22 protein-coding genes are annotated in these 22,012 nt (G+C 72.3%); 7 read left to right on the plus strand and 15 right to left on the minus strand.

All coding sequences use genetic code 11. From position 1 onward, the window contains the following. Positions 1-122: 122 nt before the first annotated feature. Positions 123-1,328: a sensor histidine kinase gene (locus CP983_RS02065; protein ID WP_150498284.1), complete on the plus strand. Its 1,206-nt coding sequence runs from the start codon at positions 123-125 to the stop codon at positions 1,326-1,328. Continuing rightward, the gene (locus tag CP983_RS02070) at positions 1,325-1,966 is read left to right on the plus strand and encodes a response regulator (RefSeq protein WP_125525098.1); all 642 of its coding nucleotides are present in this window, start codon (positions 1,325-1,327) and stop codon (positions 1,964-1,966) included. The genes CP983_RS02065 and CP983_RS02070 overlap by 4 nt, the downstream gene beginning before the upstream one ends. A 33-nt stretch (positions 1,967-1,999) precedes the next feature. Here the strand turns inward: CP983_RS02070 and CP983_RS02075 are convergent, their stop codons facing one another. Next, positions 2,000-2,914, minus strand: coding sequence for an NAD(P)-dependent oxidoreductase (locus CP983_RS02075; RefSeq protein ID WP_150498285.1), 915 nt, complete (start codon positions 2,912-2,914; stop codon positions 2,000-2,002). 194 nt (positions 2,915-3,108) lie between these two features. Between CP983_RS02075 and CP983_RS02080 the strand changes: the two genes are divergently transcribed. Beyond that, the gene (locus CP983_RS02080) at positions 3,109-3,705 is read left to right on the plus strand and encodes a TetR/AcrR family transcriptional regulator (RefSeq protein WP_150498286.1); all 597 of its coding nucleotides are present in this window, start codon (positions 3,109-3,111) and stop codon (positions 3,703-3,705) included. 245 nt (positions 3,706-3,950) lie between these two features. After that, positions 3,951-5,540: an MFS transporter gene (locus tag CP983_RS02085; protein WP_150506337.1), complete on the plus strand. Its 1,590-nt coding sequence runs from the start codon at positions 3,951-3,953 to the stop codon at positions 5,538-5,540. 120 nt (positions 5,541-5,660) lie between these two features. Here CP983_RS02085 and CP983_RS02090 read toward each other — a convergent pair whose 3' ends face one another. Together CP983_RS02090 and CP983_RS02095 are read right to left on the minus strand one after the other, a co-directional pair. Next, positions 5,661-6,143 (minus strand): hypothetical protein, encoded by a 483-nt coding sequence (locus CP983_RS02090; protein WP_107910445.1) that lies wholly within the window; start codon positions 6,141-6,143, stop codon positions 5,661-5,663. Positions 6,144-6,217: 74 nt separating this feature from the next. Further along, positions 6,218-7,123 (minus strand): hypothetical protein, encoded by a 906-nt coding sequence (locus tag CP983_RS02095; protein WP_150498287.1) that lies wholly within the window; start codon positions 7,121-7,123, stop codon positions 6,218-6,220. 219 nt (positions 7,124-7,342) lie between these two features. Between CP983_RS02095 and CP983_RS02100 the strand changes: the two genes are divergently transcribed. Both CP983_RS02100 and CP983_RS02105 read left to right on the plus strand, forming a co-directional pair. Beyond that, positions 7,343-9,496, plus strand: coding sequence for a leucine-rich repeat domain-containing protein (locus CP983_RS02100; protein WP_150498288.1), 2,154 nt, complete (start codon positions 7,343-7,345; stop codon positions 9,494-9,496). Positions 9,497-9,714: 218 nt separating this feature from the next. Then, a complete protein-coding gene (locus CP983_RS02105) occupies positions 9,715-11,046 on the plus strand; it encodes a cytochrome P450 (RefSeq protein ID WP_150498289.1) in 1,332 nt (443 codons plus the stop codon). A gap of 1 nt (position 11,047) precedes the next feature. On the opposite strand, the gene CP983_RS02110 is transcribed toward CP983_RS02105, so the two are convergent. Next, positions 11,048-11,596 (minus strand): YciI family protein, encoded by a 549-nt coding sequence (locus tag CP983_RS02110; protein ID WP_150506339.1) that lies wholly within the window; start codon positions 11,594-11,596, stop codon positions 11,048-11,050. Between the two features lie 118 nt (positions 11,597-11,714). Here CP983_RS02110 and CP983_RS02115 point away from each other — a divergent pair, with 118 nt between their 5' ends. Beyond that, positions 11,715-13,031 (plus strand): M1 family metallopeptidase, encoded by a 1,317-nt coding sequence (locus CP983_RS02115; protein ID WP_150498290.1) that lies wholly within the window; start codon positions 11,715-11,717, stop codon positions 13,029-13,031. A 183-nt stretch (positions 13,032-13,214) separates the two neighbouring features. Here the strand turns inward: CP983_RS02115 and CP983_RS02120 are convergent, their stop codons facing one another. The 11 genes from CP983_RS02120 to CP983_RS02170 all read right to left on the minus strand — a co-directional run bounded on the left by CP983_RS02120 (position 13,215) and on the right by CP983_RS02170 (position 21,951). Beyond that, entirely contained in the window at positions 13,215-13,718 is a 504-nt protein-coding gene (locus tag CP983_RS02120; RefSeq protein WP_125525104.1) for a winged helix-turn-helix transcriptional regulator, read from the minus strand. Next, positions 13,715-14,773 carry an LLM class flavin-dependent oxidoreductase gene (locus CP983_RS02125; protein ID WP_150498291.1) on the minus strand — a complete coding sequence of 353 codons (1,059 nt, stop codon included), beginning with the start codon at positions 14,771-14,773 and terminating at the stop codon, positions 13,715-13,717. Before CP983_RS02125 ends, CP983_RS02120 begins: the two co-directional genes overlap by 4 nt. Then, complete coding sequence (locus tag CP983_RS02130; RefSeq protein ID WP_150498292.1) at positions 14,770-15,279, minus strand: SRPBCC family protein; 510 nt, start codon at positions 15,277-15,279, stop codon at positions 14,770-14,772. The genes CP983_RS02125 and CP983_RS02130 overlap by 4 nt, the downstream gene beginning before the upstream one ends. A 104-nt stretch (positions 15,280-15,383) precedes the next feature. Then, positions 15,384-15,674, minus strand: a complete 291-nt coding sequence (locus CP983_RS02135) for a hypothetical protein (protein WP_150498293.1) — start codon at positions 15,672-15,674, stop codon at positions 15,384-15,386. A gap of 54 nt (positions 15,675-15,728) precedes the next feature. Beyond that, a complete protein-coding gene (locus CP983_RS02140) occupies positions 15,729-16,739 on the minus strand; it encodes a sugar kinase (RefSeq protein WP_150498294.1) in 1,011 nt (336 codons plus the stop codon). A gap of 145 nt (positions 16,740-16,884) precedes the next feature. Then, positions 16,885-17,778: an SMP-30/gluconolactonase/LRE family protein gene (locus CP983_RS02145; protein ID WP_150498295.1), complete on the minus strand. Its 894-nt coding sequence runs from the start codon at positions 17,776-17,778 to the stop codon at positions 16,885-16,887. Further along, positions 17,775-18,410, minus strand: a complete 636-nt coding sequence (locus CP983_RS02150; RefSeq protein ID WP_150498296.1) for a bifunctional 4-hydroxy-2-oxoglutarate aldolase/2-dehydro-3-deoxy-phosphogluconate aldolase — start codon at positions 18,408-18,410, stop codon at positions 17,775-17,777. Before CP983_RS02150 ends, CP983_RS02145 begins: the two co-directional genes overlap by 4 nt. Next, a complete protein-coding gene (locus CP983_RS02155) occupies positions 18,401-19,246 on the minus strand; it encodes a hypothetical protein (RefSeq protein WP_150498297.1) in 846 nt (281 codons plus the stop codon). Before CP983_RS02155 ends, CP983_RS02150 begins: the two co-directional genes overlap by 10 nt. Positions 19,247-19,251: 5 nt before the next feature. Further along, positions 19,252-20,397 (minus strand): galactonate dehydratase, encoded by a 1,146-nt coding sequence (dgoD, locus tag CP983_RS02160; protein ID WP_126899524.1) that lies wholly within the window; start codon positions 20,395-20,397, stop codon positions 19,252-19,254. Continuing rightward, positions 20,394-21,134, minus strand: coding sequence for a FadR/GntR family transcriptional regulator (locus CP983_RS02165; protein WP_107910427.1), 741 nt, complete (start codon positions 21,132-21,134; stop codon positions 20,394-20,396). Before CP983_RS02165 ends, dgoD begins: the two co-directional genes overlap by 4 nt. 43 nt (positions 21,135-21,177) lie before the next feature. Beyond that, positions 21,178-21,951 carry an SDR family NAD(P)-dependent oxidoreductase gene (locus CP983_RS02170; protein WP_150498298.1) on the minus strand — a complete coding sequence of 258 codons (774 nt, stop codon included), beginning with the start codon at positions 21,949-21,951 and terminating at the stop codon, positions 21,178-21,180. Positions 21,952-22,012 lie beyond the last annotated feature (61 nt).

A 22,012-nucleotide genomic window follows, 5' to 3' on the forward strand; every position in this document is an offset into this window, starting at 1 on the left:
GGGCCACGGGACGGACGACACGGGGGTCATCCGATCGGTTGACCCACCCGGGGCCGCACCGGGCCACAATGGAGGTGTTTGCCCAGTTCAGCGCACACGAGCAGGGAGGGAGGCGGCCCCGGATGGGGAACCGGTCGTACGAACCGAGCACCGTGGACACCAGGTGGCTCGGCGCCGTGATGGACGCGGCGTTCTTCCTGCTGCTCGGCGGTGCGCTGGCCCGCTTCCTGCTGCGTCACCCCGGCGAACCCCGTACGCCGTGGATCATCGCGCTGTCCGTGGTGCTCGCCGCGCTGCACCTGCTGGGGCCCAGGGCCGGTGACTCGGGCCTGCGGCCCACGCGCCGGCACAAGGCGTGGCTGGCGCTGACCGTCGTGGTGTGGATGGTCCTGGTGGTGCTCGCGCCCAGCTTCGCGTGGTGCGCGGTGCCCCTGTTCTACACGGGTCTGCGTACGCTGCCGCCGCGCGCGGCCCTCGCTCTCGTGGCGGTCCTGACCGTGTTCGTCGTGGCCGCGCAGGTGGAGCTCTCGGGCCGCTTCGACCCGAACCTGGTGCTGGCGCCGCCGGCCGTCGCCGCCCTGGCCACGGCCGTGTTCCTGCAGATGGAACGGCACACCGCACGCCAGCGCGTCCTGATCGACGACCTGCTTCGCACCCGGCACGAACTCGCCGCCTCGGAGCGCCGCGAGGGCACCCTCGCCGAACGGCAGCGACTCTCCATGGAGATCCACGACACGCTCGCGCAGGGCCTGTCGAGCCAGCGGATGCTGCTCCAGGCCGCGGACCGGGTGTGGGAGACCGAACCGGGCAAGGCCCGCTCCCATGTCCGCACCGCCGCTTCCGTCGCCGAGCACAACCTCGCCGAGGCCCGGCGCTTCGTGCACGACCTGGCGCCCGCCGACCTCGCCGGCGGCGAGGGTCTCGACGAGGCGCTGCGTGCCCTGGCCGCGCGGGAGTCGGGCGCCGACCTGGCCGTACGCGTCCACATCGACGGCGACGGCCGGCTCCCCCAGCTGCCCGACCGGGTCCGCTCGGCCCTGCTGCGGGTCGCCCAGGGCGCCCTGGCCAACGTCCGTGAGCACGCCGGCGCCGGCAGCGCCGCCCTGACCCTCACCGTCCTCGACGACGAGGTCGTCCTGGACGTCGCCGACGACGGCCACGGCTTCGACCCCGCCGCCCTGCCCGACTCCCCCGACGGCGGACGCGGGCACGGGCTGCCCGCCATGCGGGCCCGGCTGCGCGCGCTCGGCGGCACACTGACCGTCGAGTCCACGCCCGGCGAGGGCACCGTCCTGTCCGCAGCCGTCCCTCTGGAGGCGCCCCGATGAGCCCCGACCGCGCGCCCGTGCGCATCCTGGTCTGCGACGACCACGCCGTCGTACGGGCCGGGCTGCTCGCCCTGCTCGACAGCGCCCCCGACATCGAGGTCGTGGGCGAGGCGGGCACCGGCGAGGAGGCGCTCGCACTGGCCGCCAAGCTCACCCCGGACGTCGTACTGATGGACCTGCAACTGGGCGAGGGCATCGACGGTGTGGAGACCACCCGCCGGCTCACCTCGTCCCCCGGCGCCCGCACCCATGTCCTGGTCCTGACCACGTACGACACGGACGCCGACATCACCCGCGCCATCGAGGCCGGGGCGACCGGCTATCTGCTCAAGGCCGAGCGCCCCGACGAGCTCTTCGCCGCGATCCACGCGGCCGCCGAGGGACGGACGGCGCTGTCGGCCCCGGTCGCCGGCCGGGTCATGGCCAGCCTGCGCCGGCCCCGGCCCACCCTCACCGACCGCGAGCGCGACATCCTGGCCCAGCTCGCCCGCGGCATCGGCAACCGTGACATCGCCCGCGCCCTGTTCATCAGCGAGGCCACGGTCAAGACCCATCTGCGCCGCATCTACGACAAACTCGGTGTCGACACCCGCGCGGGCGCGGTGGCCGTGGCGAAGGAACGGCGACTGCTGCCCTGAAGGGGCGCTCGCTGCAGCACACCGACGTGAGCGCTACTGCCGGTCGGCGGTCAGGGAGTGCTTTGCCCGTGCCTGGCCACCCTCGGTCCGGGTCTCCAAGGCGTGGAGTACGGCCACCATGTCCTCGCCGCCGTGTCCCTGGTCGACGGTCTCGCCGAACAGGGCGTGGCAGACGTCGAGGAGCGGGGACGCCATGTCGGCCTTGCGGGCGGCCTCGGCGATGAGCCGGTTGTTCTTCAGTACGTCGGCGGCCGCCGCCTGGACGGCGAAGTCCCGGCCCAGCAGCTTGGGCGCCTTCACCCGGGAGACCGCGCTCGCCATGGGTCCGGCGTCCAGGACGTCCCGGAGCAGGCGCTGGTCGAGCCCGTGCCGGTCGGCGAAGTGGAACGCCTCGGTCAGGCCGGTGACCAGGGTGATCAGGAACAGGTTCACCGAGAACTTCATCAGCAGGGCACCCGGTACGCCGCCGCACTCGAAGGTCTCTCGGCACATGGGCGCGAGCAGGGGGCGTACGGCCGCGACGGCGTCCTCGTCGCCCGCGAGCATCGCCACGAGTTCGCCCTGTTCGGCGGGGACCCGGGAGCCGGAGACGGGGGCCTCGACATAGCGGCCGCCGACCGACCGTACGGCGTCCTGGAGTGCTGCCGAGTACTCGGGCGCGGTCGTGCCCATGTGGACGACGGTGCGGTCGGCGACGTGGGCGGCGAAGTCGGGGGTGCCGCGCCCGAGGACCGTGTCGAGGGCGGTCTCGTCGGCCAGCATGAGGATGACGGTCTCCGCCCGCTCGAAGACCTCGGCGGGGCTCGCGGCGATCTCGGCCCCGGCGGCGCGCAGGGGTGCGCAGCGGTCAGTGCTGCGGTTCCACACGACGAGGGGCGTTCCCGCACGGGCCAGGTTGAGCGCCATGGGCCGTCCCATGACGCCGAGGCCGATGAAACCCACGTACACGATGCACCGCCGCTTCCATTTCGCTGTCGCACGTTCCGCGGTCCCGGTTGTTCCGCGCCCCCGTATCGAGACCTGGTCGCCGCCACGACCACCACCTCTATGACAGCGGTCATAGTACTGGTCGATATGACCGCTGTCATAGGATGGGAGGCGTCAGCTTCGAGGGTGCGGATGCGGCGGGGACGGTGGTCGGGATGGCGGTGTCCGAACGGGGGCCGCGCGAGCGGATGGTCTTCAGCGCGGCCCAGCTCATCCGGCGGGAGGGTGTGGCCGCCGCGGGAATGCGCGAGGTCGCCGCACACGCCTCCGCGCCGCGCGGCTCGCTCCAGCACTACTTCCCCGGCGGCAAGGAACAGTTGGTCAACGAGGCCGTCGGTTGGGCGGGCCGGTACGCCGGCAACCGGGTCGCCCGCTTCCTCGCCCTGCTGCCCGAGCCGACGCCGAGCGGACTGTTCGCCGAGATGGTGCGCCAGTGGACCGACGAGTACGAGGCCGTCGGGTTCGCGGGCGGCTGCCCCGTGGCGGCGGCCACCGTGGACTGTGCGCAGTCCACGGAATCGACCCGAGAGGCGGTGGCCGCCGCGTTCGCGACCTGGACCGGGCCGGTGGGCCGTGCCCTGGCGGAGATGGGCGTACCCGAGGAACGGTCCGCGGGCCTCGCCACCTTGATGATCAGTGCCTTGGAGGGCGCGATCCTGATGGCCCGGGCGGAGCGGGACGTACGGCCGCTGACGACCGTGTCCCGGGAACTCGGCCCGATGCTCGACGCCGCGGTGAGCAAGGCGGGTTGAACACGCGCGGGCGGCACGCCACGGCCAGGAACGTCCTCGCTGTGGGCAATTGACGGTACGTCGGATCGCGACGAGCCTGCCCCACTCCGGCGGGGCCGGGTGCCACGACCTGCGCGACCGGCGCTGGTGATGCGACGTCGGCCGGTCTGTCGCAGACTGGACGGGTGAGTGGCACGTCTCCAGGACGTGGCGAGACCACGTCCGTTTCCCAGTCGGGACCAAGCCAGACCGTGGCGCTGGCGGCGATGATGTTCGCCGTGGCGATGACGTTCATCGACCAGACCATTGTGTCCATCGCCGCCCCCGACATCGTCCGCGAACTGGGCCTGTCGGCTTCCGGCATGCAGTGGGTGGTGAACGCCTATCTGCTGTCCCTGGCCGCGTTCTTCGCGCTGGGCGGCCGGCTCGCGGACCTGTACGGGCCGCGCCGGGTCGTCGTGGTCGGCACGTTGGTCTTCGTCATCTCTTCGGTGCTGTGCGGCTGCGTCCCCAAGGGCGACGCGGCACAGGCCTGGCTGATCGCCTTCCGAGGGCTTCAGGGCTTCGGTGCGGCACTGCTCTTCCCCGCGGCACTGGCCGTGGTGGTGGCCGTGTTCCCGCCCGAGCGGCGCGGCCGTGCGCTGGCCCTGTTCTTCGGGCTGTCCGGCGCTTTGACCGCCCTGGGCCCGCTGCTGGGCGGCTGGCTGACGGCGTGGACCTGGCGCGCGGTGTTCTGGGTCAACGTCCCCGTGGCGATCGTGGCTCTCGCCCTGACCGCCTGGGCCCATATCTCGGACCGGCGACGCCCCGGCACCCTCGACATACCCGGTGCCGTGCTGATGGCCGCCGGCATGGGCCTGTGCGTGCTGGGCTTCCAACAGGCGTGGGCGTGGGGCTGGGACAGCGCCGCGACCTGGGGCTGCATCGCGGGCGGCCTGGTGATACTCGTCGTGTTCGTCCGGTACGAACGAGGCGTGCGGCACCCGTTGATCGATCTGCGGGTGTTCCGCGACAAGGCGTTCACCGTGGACGCGGCGGTGCTGTTCTTCTCGATGCTCGCCTTCGTGCCGCTGTTCTTCTTCGCCTCCGTGTACGCCCAGGTGTCGCTGAGCGCCTCGCCGAACCAGGCGGCGCTGTTCCTGCTGTACTTCTTCGCCGGGTTCGCCATCGCCTCGCAGTGGGGCGGCCGGATCCTCGACAAGAAGGGCGCGCGCCCGGCGCTCAAGGCGGGCACGGTGCTGGGCGCCGTCGGGTTCGCGCTGTGGGCAGGCGAACTCACCGACCTGTCGATGCACGATCAGTGGCCGTACGCCGCCCTGGCAGGCGCGGGCATCGGCTTCATCCTGGCCCCCGCCTCCACGGATGCCGTGAACCGGGCCATCGGGCCCTCCTACGGCGAGGTCACCGGAATCACCCAGACCGTACGCAACTTCGCGGCGAGCGTGGGCATGGCGGTCTTCGGCACGATCCTGACCCACGTCACCAACAACAACGTCGTGAACACCCTGGAATCCCGCGGCCTGCCCTCGAACGTCGCCGACGACGTGGCCCACAACATCACGGAGTCCATCACGGGCAACGGCGACTCCAGCACGCCCACGGGGACGGGGCCCGCGGCGACGGCTGCACGGAACGCGATGAACGCGATCCGCATGGACTTCGCCGAGGCCAACCAATGGGTCTTCTACGGCATGGCCATCGCCCTCGGCGTCGGCTTCCTGTGCGCGATCCGCCATCCGGGCGGGCGCGCGGTGACACCCAAGGAGGAGACGGAACCGCAGGGGACGTACGAGGGAAACGCGGACCAGCGAACGGCTTCGCGGTCAGATCCGCGGTCGCATGAGGCGGATGCCTAGGAACCGGTTCGGGCTCGGAACGACGCCGCACCAGAGCCCGCCGAAAGACCGGCGGGCGCCCGTGCGACGTCGAACTCAAGGCGATTCGCCCGCTGCGCCGGGATCAGGTCCCGCTTCCGGTCAGGTGAGCCAGCTGCCCGCCGCGCACTCGGAGGCCGTGACCCACCGGTGGGACCCGATGCGGTCGTTCACGACCTGTCCGGACCTGTTGTAGAAGTAGTTGTCCGTGAGGTTGTCGGCCCACTTCTCGCCCGGAGCGAGGCAGACGTAGCCGTTCTGGTACTGGTAGTCCTTGTCGTAGTAGAAGGCGACGACGTCCCTCCCCCCGATGAACCCGCTGTTCATCACCGAGGACGCGACTATGTTGGCGGGCGCCTGAAACGCGCCGGCGCTGTCGCCCCAGCTGCGGTCATCGCCCGGCGTCACGCCGAGGGGCTGGTCCCCGTTGCAGCCCCAGTCCACCCAGGCCCGCACATTGCCGTCACGGCCCGGCCATCTCGAGGCGCAGAGGTTGTCCTCCGCCGCCGAGGCAGAGGTGGTCGGGGCGATGAGCCCTAGCGATGCCAGGGCGATGACGATGGCGGCTGTCGCTGATTTACGCATGACGTACTCCTTGGTGTCTCCGCCTCTGGGTGAGGCATTCGGTTCCACGAACGGGTCGTGGAAGTGATGGGTGGTCAGGCCCGGGGACCGACGATCCTCTTGGCGCGGTCGAGCGCCCGGTGCTGCAACCGGAGGTAGGTGTCCAGGGCGTCTCCGTAGCGGTCGCGCAGCTGAGCGACGTAGTGGCTCTCGCGCTCCTCGCCGATGGAGAGGAGATCGGTGTCCTTGGCGCAGGTGGCGTCGGCCACGGCGAGCTTCCGCTCGGCCTCGAAGACCTTGGGCTCGGCAGCCCGGTCGGACTTCGTGATCGCCGACTGACGGGACGCACCCGGGTCCTTGAAGTCGTAGCCAGACCGCTTCATGCACCGCGACCAGGCGTTCTGCGCTGCCGAGAACCGCCGGTCGGCCAGCACCCGGGGCACATAGAGCGCGCGAAGATGCCCGGCGGTCTTCTCCGCGCGGAACCACTCCCGGGGATCCCCGTACAGCTTCTTCTCGGATTCCCCGACGCAACCGCCCATCTGCTTGCGCACGGTCCCGCCACCAGGGATCTCGACGGACATGACCGGTACGTCGAGCCCGCCGTCCAGGGCCTCGTCGTAGGCCTTGCGCCGCTGCTCGGAGAGCCGCTTGCGGTAGGCGAGGTTGGGGTTGGCGGCCCGGGCGGCGGCATCCTTGGCCTGGAGACGGCTGCCGTACCCGTACTTGCGGGCCCAGGCGACATCGTCCAGCACATAGCCCAGCGTGCGGCTCTCCTCCATGCTGAGCCGCGCGGCCTCCCAGAACTCGAAACCCTGGCCTCTCATGCACGCGCCGATCAGCCGTTGCTGTGCGTCCGAGATGCGCAACTGCTCGGCATCGGACAGCTGCCGGATTCCTGTGGTTGACGGGGGTCCCGCTTTCGCCGGTGAGTGCTCGGCGCTGTCACAGCCGGTGATGACGGCCGACACAAGGAACAGGCTGATCACGGCCTTGCGCATGACGTCCTCTCGCGTGGGGTGTGAACGGGGAAGCGGGGAGGGGAGAGCAGGCCGGCTGGGAAGCGTGGGAACTTCTGCGGGGTCGCGCTGGTCCGGGCCGGCAGAGGGGGTGCGCACAGCAACGTAGGCGGCCGCCAACAGCAACGGTCCCTGACAGATGTCAGGGGTGCGCGCGGAGTCCGATCATCGGCGCAGTCGGCTTGGCAGTAAGTTACGGCCGTGATCGACTTTGATGCGGAGATCGAGCAGGTACTGGACGGCCCGCCGAGCAGGCTTGCGTTTCGGGCCGTGTGTGCCGCTCTGCTGCGTGCGGGCTGTCCCGAGCGTCTCGTGTCGCGCTGTGAGGAGCGGCTCGCTTCCTGGCCCGATGAGGTGCGTGAGGCGTCGTGGTCCTGGCTCGCCGCGTTGAAGTCCGGTCACTCGAAGCCGACATGGCGACTTGTGCGCGCCCTTGCTCCGCAGTCGGTGCGCAACGGCACGGTCGATCCCGCTCTGCCGGACCCGCGCTCCTGCGCGGAAGTGCGCGGGGTGACCCGGCTCGACCTCGGCTGGTACGCGAGCGAGCAACTCGAAGTGCTGGCCGCGACGCTGGACCACTGGGAGAACCTGCGCTCGGTCCGGATCGGCGGGCTCACCGGCTCGGACGGCGAGTTGGTCGCGAGGATAGCCGGGCACGATGCCCTCACCCGGTTGGAATCGCTGAGTCTGGTGGGCGTCGACGAGGACATGTGGCATTTCAAGAAGCCGCCGTTCAGCCCGCCGGAGGGCCGGACCTGGCAGCTGCGTCACGTGGGTCTCCGTGCCCCCGACCTCGTGCACCTCCTGCGCTCGGGCCGAGTGCCGAACCTGCGCTCCGTCGACGTTCTCGTGTGCAGTGCGCAGGAGGCTCTCGACCTCGCCGCCCGCCCGGAACTCGCCCGGCTCGACCGTCTCGCGATCGGGTTCCGCTGCGGCAAGAACGGTCGTCAGCCGCTGTGGAAGCCGTACTTCGGCAATGTCATCGACGAGGACGACGACGCGGCCGAGGCGTTCTTCGCGCGGGCGGACCTCACGGGGCTGCGCTCGCTCGTGGTGCGCGGCACGCCGATGGGTCTCGGCCGGGAGGGGCTCGGGGAGCGCGGTGTCTACGCCATCGTCGCCGGTGGTGTGCTGCGTCAGCTGACCGAGTTGACGCTCGAACTGCTGCCGGTCGGTGACGCGGTCATCGCGCGCGTGCTCGAAGGCATCGACGCCGAGCGCATCGAGAAGCTGGCGCTCACGGACCTCGTGGCCACCGACAGGACGGCAACAGCACTCGCCGCCGCCGGCGTCCTTCCGCGCCTTCGCCACCTGGATCTGAGCCGCAATCGTCTCGGCGCCGAGGGAGCGCGGCAGTTGGCGGCCGGTGTCCGTCTGCCCGCGCTCGAACACCTCGACCTCGGCGGTCGTGAGAGCGGCTCTCCCTACTACGCCCGCCCCGACATCCAACCCGTCGGCGACGACGCCGCCGAGGCATGGGCCTCATCGGACAACGCCGCCAAGCTGACCCATCTGCGGCTCGCGGCCACCGGCCTCTCCTCCGACGGGCTCGCCGCGCTGATGACATCCGAACGACTGCCGGAACTCGGCACGCTCGACGTGGCGTGCAATCCCGTTGGCAGTTGGCCGATGCCCCTCCAGGACGCCGCCGTCTGGCGCACCGTACGCTCCCTGAACCTCGCCGACTGCGGGCTCGGCGACGCCGACGTCCGGTCCCTCGCCTCGACCGCCTCCGCTCCTCGCCTCCACAGCGTCTCGCTGGCCTACAACAGCGTCGGATCGCAAGGCGCGCGAGCCCTCGCGGCCTGGGCGCTGCTGCCACAGCTCTGGGAACTGGACCTGCACGACAACGTCATCGGAGACGACGGCCTGACCGACCTGGCCACGTCCGGCGCGGCTCAACGCCTGCTCGAACTCGACCTGGAACAGGACTGCTGGGACCCCAGGGCACGGGACGGCAGGAAGCCACTGCCGGCCGAGATCGTCGACCCGGCGTCGTGCCCCAGCCTCGACGCGATCTTCCTCGGCATGGTCGACGAGTACCACGGCAGCCGCTACTCCTGCGGCTTCCCGACCCGAGTCCGCGAGGAGATCGTGTCAGCGCCCGGCACCCGCCCTGAGCTGATCGCCTTCCTCACCCACCTCGAAACCGACGGCTTCGAGGACGACGAGGAGGACACCGGCCCGGACGAGGACCGCGACCCCAACGACTACGACTTCCGCACCGAACGTGCCGCGCGCCACGTCGAGTTGTTCGACGAGGCCCGGGACTTCGCCCGCCGCATGCTCGAGGGCGACATCGGCTGGCCACCCCCGAAGGAACCTGCGCAAGGCGCAGCGGCGGACGGCGGCTGACAGGGCCGCACAACAAACCGGGTGCTCGGGTTGCCCAGTAGGCGGATCGCTCAAGCGCTGCGCCAAGCAGACGGATCGTTCCCGTGTTGCGGGTGCGTCGCCCGTGCTCCCGACCGCCCCCGCACATACCCCCATCGAGCGAGTCGGCTCCCGTACAGTCCGTGGCGTCGGCACGCGCTGTCGCGGCCGGCTTCAGCGGCTCACCCAGGAGATGACACATGGACACCGAAGCCGGCCCCGGCTCCCTCCCGCACCCGTCCGGCTCGGTCCGGACGGTGCCCGAAGCCGAACCGGAGCTCGTCAAGCGGTGGCGTTCGCAGGGCGGCGAGCTTGTCGAGTTGCTGACGCAGGTGCGCGAGCACGTCGGTGGTGTCGCGGCGTTCCGCATCGGGCCGGCCCGCACTGTTCTCGTCACCGAGCCGCGGGCCGTCCAGCACGTGCTGGCCCGCCACCCGGAGACGTACGTCAAGCGCTCCCACCGCGCCCGGCTGCTGGTCGGCGACGGTGTCCTGTCCGCCGAGGGCGAGGCGTGGAAGCGGCAACGCCGGGTGCTCCAGTCCCAGTTCACCGGCACCGGGATGCGCCGCTACGACCGGCGGATCACCGAGGCGGCCCGGGCGACCGCCGAGCGCTGGGCCGAGTACGCCCGTACCGGCAAGACCCTGGACGTCGGGCGGGAGATGCACCGGTTCGCCCTGGACGCCATCTGGCGCTCTCTGACCGGCCACCCTCTCGACGACGAGACCCAGCACGAGCTTGAGGCCGTCGAGGCCGTGGGGGCGGCCCTGCCGACGCTGCCCGCGGACGTGGAGGAGGGGCGGGCGGCCGTCGCCGCCGATCTCGCCCGGATCGACGCCGTGGCCCGGCATGCGATCGAGGCCGCCCGCGCCGGGGAGATCGGCCCCGACGGGCCCGGTCTGCTGCATGTGCTGACGGAAGCCGGCGCCGAGCGGGCCGAGTACACCGACCGGCTGATCCGCGACGAGCTGGTGACGCTGCTCGCGGCCGGGCACGAGACCACGGCCAGCACCCTGACCTGGCTGTACCTGCTGCTCGACCAGTACCCCGCGGCGCGCGAAGAGGCACTCGCCGCCGGCGAGGAGAACTCCGAGGAACGCCGCCAGGCCATCCAGGCACTGGTCCACGAGACGCTCCGGCTGTACCCGTCCGCATGGCTCATGCCCCGCCACGCCGCCGAGGACGACACCCTCGACGGCTACCGGGTCGAGGCGGGCACCGACCTCCTGGTCTGCCCGTATCTCACCCACCGCGATCCCGAACTGTGGCCGGATCCCGAGCGCTTCGACCCTCGGCGCTTCCTCACTCCCGGCGGCCGCCCCACCGACACCGGCGCCTACTTCCCCTTCGGCATCGGCCCCCGTGCCTGCCTGGGCATGCAGTTCGCGCTACGGGAGTCGACCGTCCTGCTCGAACATCTGCTGCCGGCCCACGTCGTGGCGTTCTCCGCCGGCCCCGCGAAGCCGAAGTTCGGCTTCACGGTGCGCCCCGACGGCCCCTTGCCCGCGACGCTCCGGCCTCCGGTGCTCTGAATCAGCGGCGCCCGCCGAACTCCCAGTCGTGGACCTCGACATCGGCGTACAGGTCGGGCTTCAGTACGGTGCGCGCAGTCTCCGCGTCGGGTGCGCGCACCAGGGCCGCCGTACCGAGCCAGGCGGTGCCGTCGTCGGACAGCAGCGGTCCGTACGCGATGAGTTCGTCGTTCTCGGGCGGCTCGGCAGGGTCGGCCGCGCTGTCCGGGCCGAGGCCCAGCACCAGGTACCGGTTGCCTTCGCTGCGGCCGCCGGGGAAGTCCCACATGGTGCGGCCCAGCATGTTGCGCCACCGGCGCAACAGCACGTCCCGGTACGCGCCGGCCTGGTAGTTGGGCTCGTCGAGGGCGAACGCGCGGGCGGCGGCGGGATCGGGCAGGTCGACGATGTGCACACTGCCGGTCGGCGTCTCACCGTCCGACGCGAAGGTCGGACCGCGCGCGATCAGCCGGTCGCCGAACAGGTCCATGTACGACCAGTGCTCCTCCGTCAGCTGCTCGCGCAGCGGCAGGGAGCCGGGCCGGTCACGGTGGTAGCAGAAGAACTCCATTCCCACAGTCTGGGCCAATACTTCACACCTTGTGGCATGATCCGCTGCCATGCCCTCGTTACCCGCGTGGACGTCAAGGACCGCTGCCCGTCTGCTCGTTGTCCTCCTCGCGTTGCTCATGACGCAGAGCGGCACCGGCTCCGAGGCCCGAACGGCGCCGAGCACGCAGTCGGCGACACCCGATCGGCCTCGCTACGACGTGACGCTGCGCGGCAACGCCGACGGCTCCCGCTGGACCGGCCGCCAGCGGGTGTCCTTCCGCAACGCCTCCACCGGTCCGCTGCGAGAGGTGTACCTGCGCCTGTGGGGCAACGGCGTGGACAAGTGCGGCACCGCCACCGGCACCCCGCCCGCGGTCCGGGTGTCCAAGGTGCGCGGAGGCACCGCGAGCCGGCCGGCCGTGAACTGCACGGCGCTGCGTATCGCCCTGCCGAAACCGCTCGCGCACGGCGAGCGCGCCTCCGTCTCCTTCGACGTGTCCATCACCGTGCCCGAACGCAACGACCGTTTCGGCCGCGAGGGCGCCTTCCGCTTCCTTGGCAACGCGCTGCCCGTGCTCGCCGTGCACGATGCCAAGGGGTGGCACCTCGATCCGTATGTGTCGACGGGCGAGAGCTTCTACGCCCTGGCGAGCGACTTCCGCGTGGCCCTCGACCACCCCTCGAACCTGAAGATCCCCGCGACCGGCCGCACCTCGACCCATCCCGGCAGGCCCGGCCGCAGCGTCACCGTCAGCGTCGCGCGGCGGGTCCGGGACTTCGCCTGGGCGGCGGGCCCGTTCCGCACCGCCGTCGAGACCACGCCCGGGGGCGTGCGCGTGAAGTCGTACTGGGCACCCGAGACGTCCGCGACAGGGGTGAACCTCACCCGTAAGGACGGCGCCGCCGCCGTGGACCGGTTCGGCAAGGAGTTCGGCCGCTATCCGTACGGCGAGATCGACCTCGTGATGACCAGCGAGTTCGGCGGCGGCATGGAGTACCCGGGCCTGGTCCTGCTCGGCACCACCGAGGAGGGCAGCGCCGTCGTCCACGAGGTGGCGCACCAGTGGTGGTACGGCGTCGTCGGCAACGACGAGTACGGCGCGCCCTGGCTGGACGAGAGCTTCGCCCAGTACGCCAACGCGCGCTTCTACGGCTGGGACACCCGAGACTGCTGGTCGGAGGTGGACTGGCCGAGCGACCGTACGGCGCTGACCAATTCGATGGCGTACTGGGCCGCGCACCGGGGCGAGTACCACCTGGTCTACACGGCCGGCTCCTGCGCCCTCGCGGACCTGGAGCGCACGCTCAGCGCGGACACCATGGCCCGTCTCCTCAAGCGGTACGCCCACGACCACTGGTACGGCGTCTCCACCACCGCCGCTTTCAAGAAGGCCGCGCAGTCCGTGTCCGACGAGGACCTGAGCCCCTTCTGGAAGCGGCACCGCATCCGGTGACCGGCTGAGGCGGGGCCTACCGGACCGCTCCGGACGAGGGCAGCAGCACCACGCCGTCGTCGTCGGCGTGCCTGGACAGTTCGGCGGTCATGGCATCGCTTTCTGAGTCGAGCGGTCGCCTCCACTCCAATCGGATGTGATCAACCGGTGGACCGGTTACCCCGGGACGTCTGCCGGCTCCCGTCATTCCGGTGCGAAGCGGCGCAGTACATCGGGCCGGGACTTGAGCCGGTCCGGGTAGCCGGGGCCGAACCGGGCGACGGTGTCGTCGGCGTGCATCGGCTCCCCGCAGGAGGAGCAGACCACCTCGGCGTGCGCGTCGTGGCCGCACGCCTTGTGGTGCAAGGTGATCGGCGGTCCCTCGGGGCCGGCGAGCCAGCGGTCGCCCCAATGGGCCATCGCGGCGAGCACCGGGAACAGGTCACGGCCCTGCTCCGTCAGCAGGTACTCGTGGCGGGGCGGCTCGGTCTCGTAGAGCCGTTTCTCCAGCAGCCCGGCCTCGACCAGGCGCCGCAGCCGGTCGGTGAGGGTGTTCCGGGCGATCCGCAACTCGCCCTGGAACTCGTCGAAGCGGCGGCTGCCGTAGAACGCCTCCCTGAGGACGAGCGGGGTCCAGGCGTCGCCGACCACGTCCAGGGTCCGTGCGATGGAGCACGGCCAGTTCGCGAAGGACGTACGCGCGCTCATGCCCGCTCTCCGGCCTCGTGGACCAGCTCGATCGCGCGGCCCAGCGTGTCGAGCCGGGCCGCCAGGTCGGCACCGGCCGGGTACAGGCGGACGGTGTCCACGCCGGCGTCGCGCCAGACGCGCAGCCGCTCGCGGACCATGCTCTCGGTGCCGATCAGTGTCGTCGCGAGCACCATGTCGTCGGTGACGAGCGCGGCCGCCCCGTCCCGGTCACCGGCCTGCCAGCGCTCCCGTACCTCGGCGGCGACGTCGGTCCAGCCCTGCCGGCTGTAGGCGCGGTTGTAGAAGTTGGTGGACGCCGAGCCCATCCCGCCGAGGCTGAAGGCGAGTTCCTTCTTGCGGCCCGCCACCATGGCGCCCAGCGCCTCCTCGTCGGGGGCGAAGGCCACCTCCGCGCCCTGGCAGACGTCGAGGTCGGCGCGGGCGCGGCCGCCGCGGGCCAGTCCCTCGTCGAGCGGGGCGAAGTAGGCGTCCGCCGCTCCTTCGGGTACGAAGCTGGTGCCGAGCCAGCCGTCGGCGACCTCGCCGGTCAGCCGGAGCATGGCAGGTGACAGGGCGGCCAGGTAGACCGGCACGGGGTGTTCGGCGCGCATCGACAGCTTCATGGGTACGGCGTCCCCGCCGGGCAGCGGAATGCGGTACTCGTCGCCGGAGTGGTCGATCTTGCCGCCGCCGATGACCTGCCGCACGATCTCGACCGTCTCGCGGACGCGGGCCAGCGGCCGGGCGAAGGGGACGCCGTGCAGCCCCTCCATCACCTGGGGGCCGGAGGGGCCGAGGCCCAGCAGGAAGCGTCCCTGGGACAGGTTGGACAGGGTGATCGCCGTCTGGGCGAGGGACACGGGGGTCCGGGTGCCGACCTGCATGACGCCGGAGCCCAGCAGCATGCGCTCGGTGCGGGCGGCGTAGTAGCCCAGGGCGGAGGGTGCGTCGGAGCCCCAGGCCTCGGCGACCCAGCAGATGTCGAGGCCGAGCTTCTCCGCCTCCGCGACGAAGTCCGCCTGCTGCCGCCAGGAGCCGAGGCCGGACGCCTCGATCGTCGTCGCGGTCCTCATCGCTCCTCCGCCAGCTTCTTGATGTGGCCCAGGGTGGCCGTCATGTTGCGCTCGAACTCCCGCATGCGCACGAACACGATCTTCTGCTCCTTCTCCGGCATCCCGTCGATGGCGAATGACAGCCCGGACCGGCCGGGGCCCAGCTGCATCCACTCCGACAGGTCGGTCCCGCCGTCCTTGTCCTCAAGCCGGAAGCGCCAGACGGCGGCGGGCCGGGACGGGTCCTCGACGGCCCAGGTGAGGACGCGCGGACACTCGCACTCGACGACGTGCGAGGTGGTCTCCCACTCCCCCAGGGCCTCGTGCCTGCTGCGGCCGACGAAGCGAGCTCCCACCGCGGGCCCGGCCGCGCCGTCGAGCCAGTGGACCGACTGGAGCTCGTCGCTCATGCCCGGCATCAGCGAGAAATCGGAGACGATCTCCCACACCCGGTCCGGCGGCGCGTCGACCCACGCCCGCACCTCGACCGTGGGCGTGTCCGCATAGCGTGCGCCCGTCCACTCCACCCCGCATCAACCCCTTCCGCATTGAAGGCTATTGACCTCCAGAGTTGCGTAACGAGACCGACTGCGTCAAGAGGAGGGACGGCGGGCGCCGGGAGCCCGCTCCGCTATGCCCCGGCGCCGCTCCCGCCCGTGTGCTGGACCGCCTGGTGCACCTGCTTCTCGACGTCGCTGCGCGTCTCGCCGCGCTCCCTGGCGTAGTCGGCCAGCGCGACCTGCACCTCCCGGGCGAGGTCGCGCCAGGCCCGCAGGGCGGTGTTGTACGTCTCGGACTGCCGTGGGCTCCAGCCGCCCTGCCGGGTCGGCGGCCCGTACATGCCGCGCAGCTCTTCCACGCGGCTGTGGGCCTGCTCGGCCGCGCGCTCCTTCGCCACCAGCTCTTGGAAGATAGTCGTCACACAAATGGAGCATAGGCGGGCGGATCGCCCATCGCTCGCCGAGCAGCACGAGGCTCAGGCCGACGGCGTCACGAGCGCACGTTCCGCCCACTCCCGGGCCGAGAGGGCGAGCAGTGCCTCCGTCCCGCCCGGATCGGGCAACGGGCCGTGGTCTCCGGTCACTTGGAGGGCGGACGCGGCGGTGATGTGGCCCAGCCGGAGCGCTCCGGTCGTGCCCGTGCCCCGCAGCAGACCCGCGAGGAACCCCGCCGCGAAGGCGTCGCCGGCACCCACCGCCTCCACCACCGTCACGCGCGGTGTCGGCACGACGACGGTGCCCTCGTCGGTGAACGCGGTCGCGGCCCTCGCCCCGTCCTTGACGACGAGGATGCGCGGATGCGGAAGCAGCGCCCGAACGGCCTCCTCCGTCAGGCGCTCGCCCCACAGCGCCTGCGCCTCGTCCAGCCCGACGAAGACGATGTCGGCCCGGTCGGCCAGTTCGCGCAGCACGGCCGGGGCGGTGCCGTCGGGCCAGAGGGCGGCGCGGTGGTTGACGTCGAAACTCACCGCGTACGACCGGTCGCCGGGCTCGGTGGACAGAGCCCGGGTCACCAGGTCGCGGCAGGACTCGGACAGTGCCGGTGTGATGCCGGTGAGGTGCAGCAGGGCCGCCGTGCGCACCGGCGGGCCGTCGAGCAGATCGGGGCCGAGAGCGGAGGCGGCCGAGCCGCGCCGGTAGTAGTGCACGCGCGTTCCGTCGGGGCCCGGGTCCTTCACCAGCACGCCGGTCGGGCGGTGGGGATCGGTACGCACGTACGACACGTCGACGCCGGACGCGGCGACCGAGGCGCGGACGCGGTGTCCCAGGGGGTCGTCCCCGAGGGCGGAGAGCCAGGCGACGGGGATGCCGTGGTCGGCCAGATACATGGCGACGTTCGATTCGGCACCGGCCACCGACAGCCGCAGCTGCGGCGCGGTCAGCAGCGGGCTCGGCGGGTCGGGGGCCAGGGCCGCCATCGTCTCGCCGACGCAGACGACGGGGCCGGGGGCGAGCCGCCAGGGGGCGGGGGTTCGTGGGGCGGTCATGAGGGTTCCCCGAGGGCCGAGGGGCGTCGGACGGCGCAGCGCCGGCAGGCGACCGTCGCCGGCCACGCGCGGGTCGTACGGGATCCCCCGCAGCCAAGGTGTGCCGGACGGTGTGGCACCGGCGGGAAACAGCCGTCGCCCGCGCTCATGCCGAATCCCGGAGCGCCGAGGCGAGCCGGACAGGGTCCAGGCGGCAGGCGGGCGTCGGGGTGCCGGGCACGTCCACTCGGACGGTGTACAGGGCGCCGTCGTCGTCACCGGGGGCCGTCAGTCCCACGCGGGCGGTCGTGATGTGCAGGACGTCGTCGGCGAGGCACACGCCGGCCGGTTGCCGTGCCGGGAGCCGCAGGGTGCGGTCGAGCGTGCCGTCGGGCAGGTGCCGGCGTACGGTGCCGGTGCCCCAGACGGCGATCCACACGGCGCCCTCGACGTCGACTGCCATGCCGTCGGGGCTGCCGTCGCCGATCGTCACGAACTCCTCGGGTGCGCCGAGGTCACCGGTCGCCGGGTCCACCGCGTACCGCCGGACCACTCCCCGGGCGCTGTCCGCCAGGTACATCAGAGCGCCGTCGGGCGTGAACGCGGGCCCGTTGGGGACGGTGATGCCGTCCAGGACCCGTACGACGGTGCCGTCATGATCGACGCGGTACAGGGACCCGGCGTCCTCGTCGGCGTCGTAGGACATGCTGCCCGCCCAGAAGCGGCCGAAGGGGTCGGCGACGGCGTCGTTCATACGCATCGGCGTCGGGGCGTCGTCCTCCGGCCGGGCCAGCCAGTCCAGGGTGCCGTCGGTGCGCAGCAGGGCGATGCCGGTGCCCGCGGCAGCGATCCAGGTGCCGGTGTGCCCGGCGAGCGGGGCCACGGCGCCCAGGGGGACGGAGAGTTGGGCCAGCGTGCGCAGAGGCGCTGTCGGTTCGTGCGGGGCGGAGAGGAGGCGGCCGGCGAGGATGTCGACGAGGACGATGTCGGTGCCGGTCCAGCGGATGCCCTCGCCCAGTTCGAGGCGGTCGGGGCGCGCGGCGCGCGGTTCGGCGGTCACGGCGTCGCCGCCTCGGCCACGACGGTGCGGAAGCGGCGGGCGCGTTCCCGCAGGGCGGTGATGCTGCCGCCGTCGGCCGCGTCGCCGACCAGGGGTGAGCCGACGCCGACCGCGAGGGCACCGGCCGCGAGGCAGGCGCGGGCGGCGGCCTCGTCGACACCGCCGACGGGGACGAACGCCGCGTCGGGGAACGGGCCGCGCAGGGCCTTCAGATAGGCCGCTCCCCCGAACTGGGCTATGGGGAAGATCTTCAACGCGGCCACGCCCAGGGCGCGGGCGGCGACGACCTCGGTCGGGGTCACCACCCCGGCGAGGACCGGCATGCCCAACTCCTGTGCGGTGACGACGCCGTCGCCCAGCCCCGGCGTGACCGCGAAGTCGGCTCCGGCGCGGTGCGCGGCGCGGGCGTCGTCGACGGTCAGTACGGTGCCTGCGCCGAGCGGGTGTTCCGGGCCGAGGGCGTCGCGGGCGCGTTCGATGACGGCGAGGGCGTCCTTGCCGGACAGCGAGACCTCGACCAGTTCGACGCCCTCCTCGACGAGGGCCAGCACGGTGCGCAGCGCGGCGTCGGCGTCGTCGCCGCGCACGATCGCGACCAGGCGGTGGGTGGCCAGCGCGGCTCTCAGGTCCACGGACGGTGCTCCTTCGGTGCGGGGGTCGAGGGGCAGCGGCAGGCCCCGGTGATCGTGAGCCGCCAGCGGACCTCGCCCGACGGGGGTACGCGCGCGGCGTCGTCGGGGCCCGCCTCGGCGAGGTCGAAGACCCGCCCGAGCATGGGCTCCACGCCCGTGCTCCGGTACGGGTCCGGCTGCGGGAAGCCGCCGAGGTTGCGCCACAGGGCCATCGACACGGGCTGTCCGTCGGCGCGCAGTTCCAGGGCGAGCCGGTCGCGGTCGTCGTGGACGCAGGCCAGCGGGGTGTCCACGACGGCCCCGACCGCGGTGCCGTCGTCGGGTCCGAGCCGGTTCATCGGCACTCCGTGGGGTGTGGGCCACGGGCCGGTGATCCAGGGGGCGCCGGCGGGCCAGGGTTCCCCGACGAGCGGTGCGGCCTCGGGGAACAGCCGGGTGGGCGCGCCGTCGGTCATGTGCAGGGTCGCGCGCGCTGAGAGGTCCAGCAGGGCGTGCGCGGCCCACACGAACCGGAAGCCGGCAGGCGCGGTGAGAAGGTAGTCGGCCCGCACGCCGTCTGCCGTGGTGCTGATGGTCCGCGCCAGCGTGAAGGAGTCGCCCTGCACGTGTTCGGTGTCGCCGGTCCGGGCCCAGGCCCGTGACCATACGTCACCGTGGTCGGGCAGGCCGCGGACGGTGGGGAGGCACTCCTCCAGCCCGCCCGCGTCCACGAACGTGCCGCCCGGTGCGACCTTCTCCCGTTCCGGTGCCGGACGGTGCCAGAGCCATTCGCGCGAGGGCGAGCGCAGGGACGTCCAGCGCCCGCCGTGCTCGGCGTCGGTGGTGAGGGTCAGCACTTACGTCACCACTCGGCGAACGAGTCGTCGGCGTGCCGCCAGACGGGGTTGCGCCAGGCGTGTCCGGACCGGTCGGCCGCGCGTACGGCCGCGTCGTCGATGGTGATGCCCAGGCCGGGGGCGTCGTTCAACGGCGCATGGCCGTCGACAAACCGGAACGGGGCCGGGTCGGCGAGGTAGGACAGCAGGTCGGCGTCCTTGTTGTAGTGGATGCCGCGGCTCTGCTCCTGGATGAGGAAGTTCGGTGTCGCGAACGCCACTTGGAGGCTGGCGGCCAGCGCGATCGGGCCGAGCGGGCAGTGCGGGGCGAGCTGCGCGCCGTAGGTGTCGGCGAGGGAGGCGATCCGGTGGACCTCGGAGATACCGCCGGCGTGGGACAGGTCGGGCTGGGCGACGGCTATGCCGGCGGAGAGCGCGGGCAGGAACTCGGCGCGTGAGTAAAGGCGTTCGCCGGTGGCGAGCGGGATCGGCGTCGAGGCGACCAGGCCGGGCAGCAGATGGCCGTGCTCGGGAACGACTGGTTCCTCGACGAACAGCGGGTGCAGCGGGGCGAGTTCGGCCAGGACACGGCGGGCGCTCGCGGCGGTGAAGCGGCCGTGGAAGTCGACGGCGACGTCCCGGTCCGGGCCGAGGGCCTCACGGGCGGCGGCCACCCGGGCGACGACGGCCGCGGTCTCGGCCGCGGTGGTGATCGGCGAGGTGGCGCCGGCCGCGTTCATCTTGACCGCGGTGAAGCCCGCCTCGACCTGGGCGGTGATCTGCTCGGTGAGTTCGGCCGGTTCGTCGCCGCCGACCCAGGCGTAGACGCGGACGCGTTCGCGCACCGGTCCGCCCAGCAGGGCGTGCACGGGAGCGCCGTAGGTCTTGCCTGCGATGTCCCACAGGGCCTGGTCGATCCCGGCGACGGCGCTGGACAGGACCGGTCCGCCGCGGTAGAAGCCGCCCTTGGTGAGCACCTGCCAGTGGTCCTCGATGCGCAGCGGGTCCTGGCCGATGAGGTGTTCGGCGAGGACGTCCACGGCGGCGCGGACCACCTCGGCCCTGCCCTCGACGACGGGTTCGCCCCAGCCGACCACGCCGTCGTCGGTCTCGATCCGGCAGAACAGCCAGCGCGGCGGTACCAGGAAGGTTTCTATGCGCGTGATCTTCACTTGCCGCCGGTGCCTTTCGTGTCGTCGGGGCCGTCGATGCGGTCCAGGTCGCGCCCGGCCTGGACGAGCAGGGCCCGCATCGCCGTCTCGGCTGCCGTGGCGTCCTGTTCGCGCACGGCGTCCAGGACGGCGCGGTGGGCCGGTACGGGGTCCTCGCTGTGGGGGTGGCTGTGCACGATGCGGTCGCGGTGGGCGAGGCCCGGCTCGATGACCATCTCCATGCGTTCGAGCAGTTCGTTGTGGGTGGCGTTCAGCAGGGCACGGTGGAAGGCGAGGTCGGCGTCCACGGCCTGTCCCGGGTCCGCGTCCTGCCCGCCCATCGCGTCCAGGGCCGCTTCGAGGGCCTGGAGGTCGGCTTCGGTGCGGCGTTCGGCGGCCAGGCGCACGGCGGCCGGTTCGACGATGGCGCGGACCTCGGCAAGGTTGCGCAGCAGGGTCCGGTCGGCGTCGGTGGCCTCGTCGGCGCCCTGGAACTGCCAGCGCAGCACATCGGCGTCGAGGAGGTTCCAGTCGGCGCGGGCCCGGACGAAGGTGCCGCGCTTCTGGCGGGCGTCGACCATGCCCTTGGCGGCGAGCACCTTCAGGGACTCGCGCAGCGCGGTGAGACTGACGTCCAACTCGCTCTGGAGCGCCACCAGGTCGAGCGTGGCTCCCTCGGGGATCCGGCCGCCCAGGATGCGGCGGGCGAGGGCCTCCACGGTCTGGCCGTGCACGCCGCGGCGGGCGTAGGGCGTCATGTCGTAAAGCCTTTCTGCTGAAGGGTGCGGGCGGGGGTGCCGGTCATGCCGAGGCCTTCACGACGCTCCAGCCCCCGTCCACGACGAGGCTCGTGCCGGTGATGTAGGAGGCTTCGTGGGCGCTCAGGAAGGCGATGGCGGCGGCCACCTCCTCGGGGGTGCCGAAGCGGCGGGCGGCCGTCTCGGCGACGCTGCGCTCGCGGTCCTCGGGCGGCACCCGGTCCCAGGCGGCGGTCAGGATCGGCCCGGGCAGGACCGCGTTGACGCGGACGTCGGGCCCGTACTCGACGGCGAGCTGACCGCACAGGGAGAGCAGGGCGCCCTTGGACGCGGCGTAGGCGGGGTGTCCGGGGATGCCCACGCGCGCGTGGACGGACGAGGTCAGCACCGTCGCGCCGTGCCGCTCCCGCAGGTCCGGCAGTACCGCCCGGAAGCCGAGGAAGCTCGCTGTGAGGTTGACGGACAGCTGCCGCTGCCAGGACTCCAGGGTCATCTCGCCGGCCGGGGCCACGTCGACGGTGTAGGCGTTGCTGACGAGGACGTCCACCGGCCCGAAGTCGTGGGCGGCGGCCACGATCCGGCGCCAGTCGTCCTCGGCCGCCACGTCGGCCCGCACGAACCGGGCCCGGCCGCCGTCCTTCGCGATCCGCTCGGCGACCGCCGTGCCGGCGTCCTCGGCGACGTCGGCGAGCACCACCGCGGCGCCCTCCTCGGCGAGGCGGACGGCGGTGGCGGCACCGATGCCGGAGGCCGCGCCGGTGACCACGGCCGTGCGGCCGCCGAAGCGGTCACCGTGCCGGCGTGGGGACTGGTCCATCGTGGGGTCGACTCCTTCTTGAGCGTCCATCGTGTGCGGTGCGGGCGGTGTCGGGCCGTCC

This window comes from Streptomyces chartreusis, assembly GCF_008704715.1.
GTDB classification, from domain to species: domain Bacteria; phylum Actinomycetota; class Actinomycetes; order Streptomycetales; family Streptomycetaceae; genus Streptomyces; species Streptomyces chartreusis.

Excerpts from the sequence above, each read along its gene's own strand:
- CP983_RS02170 (WP_150498298.1), bottom strand. The coding sequence starts at position 21,951 with ATGGACCAGTCCCCACGCCGGCACGGTGACCGCTTCGGCGGCCGCACG.
- CP983_RS02120 (WP_125525104.1), bottom strand. The coding sequence starts at position 13,718 with ATGAGCGCGCGTACGTCCTTCGCGAACTGGCCGTGCTCCATCGCACGG.
- CP983_RS02115 (WP_150498290.1), top strand. The coding sequence starts at position 11,715 with ATGACGCAGAGCGGCACCGGCTCCGAGGCCCGAACGGCGCCGAGCACG.
- CP983_RS02085 (WP_150506337.1), top strand. The coding sequence starts at position 3,951 with ATGATGTTCGCCGTGGCGATGACGTTCATCGACCAGACCATTGTGTCC.
- CP983_RS02105 (WP_150498289.1), top strand. The coding sequence starts at position 9,715 with ATGGACACCGAAGCCGGCCCCGGCTCCCTCCCGCACCCGTCCGGCTCG.
- CP983_RS02065 (WP_150498284.1), top strand. The coding sequence starts at position 123 with ATGGGGAACCGGTCGTACGAACCGAGCACCGTGGACACCAGGTGGCTC.
- CP983_RS02095 (WP_150498287.1), bottom strand. The coding sequence starts at position 7,123 with ATGCGCAAGGCCGTGATCAGCCTGTTCCTTGTGTCGGCCGTCATCACC.
- CP983_RS02110 (WP_150506339.1), bottom strand. The coding sequence starts at position 11,596 with ATGGAGTTCTTCTGCTACCACCGTGACCGGCCCGGCTCCCTGCCGCTG.
- CP983_RS02165 (WP_107910427.1), bottom strand. The coding sequence starts at position 21,134 with ATGACGCCCTACGCCCGCCGCGGCGTGCACGGCCAGACCGTGGAGGCC.
- CP983_RS02125 (WP_150498291.1), bottom strand. The coding sequence starts at position 14,773 with ATGAGGACCGCGACGACGATCGAGGCGTCCGGCCTCGGCTCCTGGCGG.
- CP983_RS02090 (WP_107910445.1), bottom strand. The coding sequence starts at position 6,143 with ATGCGTAAATCAGCGACAGCCGCCATCGTCATCGCCCTGGCATCGCTA.
- CP983_RS02140 (WP_150498294.1), bottom strand. The coding sequence starts at position 16,739 with ATGACCGCCCCACGAACCCCCGCCCCCTGGCGGCTCGCCCCCGGCCCC.
- CP983_RS02080 (WP_150498286.1), top strand. The coding sequence starts at position 3,109 with ATGGCGGTGTCCGAACGGGGGCCGCGCGAGCGGATGGTCTTCAGCGCG.
- CP983_RS02070 (WP_125525098.1), top strand. The coding sequence starts at position 1,325 with ATGAGCCCCGACCGCGCGCCCGTGCGCATCCTGGTCTGCGACGACCAC.